The sequence below is a fragment of the Methylobacterium sp. WL103 genome (assembly GCF_008039885.1).
Lineage (GTDB): Bacteria > Pseudomonadota > Alphaproteobacteria > Rhizobiales > Beijerinckiaceae > Methylobacterium > Methylobacterium cerastii.
The window spans coordinates 1-1815 of sequence record NZ_VRUX01000738.1; the positions used below are offsets into that span (position 1 = coordinate 1).

A 1815-nucleotide genomic window follows, 5' to 3' on the forward strand; every position below is an offset into this window, starting at 1 on the left:
CCCGCTCGTCGCGGCCGCGCAACGACACGTCGGGGTGCGTCCGGTCGCGGTCGCGCACGCCCTGCCCCCTCGCGGGCCAAAGCCGATCCCGCGGTGGCGGGATCGGCTTCGCGTCGTCGGCCGCGAGGCCGGCGTCTTGCGCGACGCCCCGGCTCTCCCAGCCGTGATTTGCGCTTTCTTCATGCCCTCGCCCGACACTGGGCCTCGAACGCCACCTCGACGGTCGGGTCGACCGCGGCGGCAAGGATGATGGCAACGGTCATGGCGAGCGTGATGGCAAGCACCGGTCTGGCGGGCTTCGGACTCCTCGTCGTCTTCCCGTTCTTCATGGCCTACGCCGCGGCGAGCGACCTCCTCACGATGCTGATCCCGAACCGCATTTCGCTGGCGTTGATCGCCGGCTTCTGCGCGGTGGCCGCCACCGGCCTGTTCAGCCTGCCCGAGATCGGGATGCACCTCGCGGCCGGCGCGCTCGTGCTCGCCGTCACCTTTACCCTGTTCGCGCTGGGCAAGATCGGCGGCGGCGACGCCAAGCTCGCGGCGGCGACCGCGCTGTGGATCGGGTTCGACCAGCTCCTCGACTACCTTCTGGTCGCCTCGATCTTCGGCGGGGCGCTGACCCTGGCGATCCTGCTCGCGCGCAGCCATCCCCTGCCTCGGACCGTCGCCCGCCTGCCCTTCGCGCTGCACCTGCACGACGCCAAGACCGGCATCCCCTACGGTATCGCGCTGGCGGCCTCCGCCCTGATGATCCTGCCCGAGACGCTGGTCTGGACGCGCGCCCTCGGCGGTTGATTCCGGGGCCGTCCGCAACAGGACATCGGCAAAAACCGGGCGGTCATCGCTCCTTAACCCTAATTTGAGGACTTCGCCCCTACCGTCGGGAAACGGATGGCACTCCTGCCGTCCCCTGCTTTGGCCCGACGATGAAACCAGCGCGTCTTGCCGTCCTCGCCATCGCCCTCGTCGCGGGCGGTGGAGCGGCTCTCCTGATGAGCGGCGGCGACCCGCCGCCCCCGCCGACGGTCGTCAAGGTCGAGGCGCCCGCGGCGCCGACCACCGACGTCCTCGTCGCGGCCGCCGAGCTGCCGATGGGGCAGGTGCTGCAGCCGGCCGACCTGCGCTGGCAGAAATGGCCCGACGACGCGCTGACCCCGGGCTACATCACTCGCAAGGACGTGCCGAAGGCGCTGGAGGAGACGGCCGGCGCGACGACCCGCTCGGCCTTCCTGTCCGGCGAGCCGATCCGTCCGCAGAAGCTCGTGCGCCCCGACAGCGGCTTCATGGCCGCGATCCTGCCCGCCGGGATGCGCGCCGTGGCGATCGTCACCGACAGCCGCGGCACCAACTCGGCCGGCGGCTTCATCCTGCCCAACGACCGCGTCGACGTGATCCGCACCTTCCGGGACGAGGAAAACTCGAAGTCGACCGGCAGCGACGTCCAGGTCTCCCAGACCATCCTGACCGACGTGCGCGTCCTCGCCGTCGGCCAGCTGATCCAGGAGAAGAACGGCACCAACGTCGTCACTGGCGAGACCGCCACCCTCGCCCTGACCCCCGGCCAGGCCGAGAAGATCACGCTGGCCCAGAAGGTCGGCTCCCTCTCGCTCGCCCTGCGCAGCCTCGCCGATTCCGGCCGTCCGCCGGAGGCCGAGGCCGCTCCCCAGGAGGCGGCCCTGACGGTGATGCGCTTCGGCGTCAGCCGGCAGCAGACGCGGTGAGCCCCAAGATGCCCGAACCGCACGATGAGGTGCAGCCGATGACGGAGTCCGGATCCATGGCCGCCGGCCCTCCCGCGGGCGCCCTCGCCCACCC

General features: G+C 71.3%; 2 protein-coding genes. Both read left to right on the forward strand.

From position 1 onward, the window contains the following. Positions 1-273 precede the first annotated feature (273 nt). Positions 274-795, forward strand: a complete 522-nt coding sequence (locus tag FV222_RS24885) for a prepilin peptidase (protein ID WP_238272270.1) — start codon at positions 274-276, stop codon at positions 793-795. A gap of 131 nt (positions 796-926) precedes the next feature. Continuing rightward, positions 927-1721 (forward strand): Flp pilus assembly protein CpaB, encoded by a 795-nt coding sequence (gene cpaB / locus FV222_RS24890; protein ID WP_147753453.1) that lies wholly within the window; start codon positions 927-929, stop codon positions 1719-1721. Positions 1722-1815: the final 94 nt, after the last annotated feature.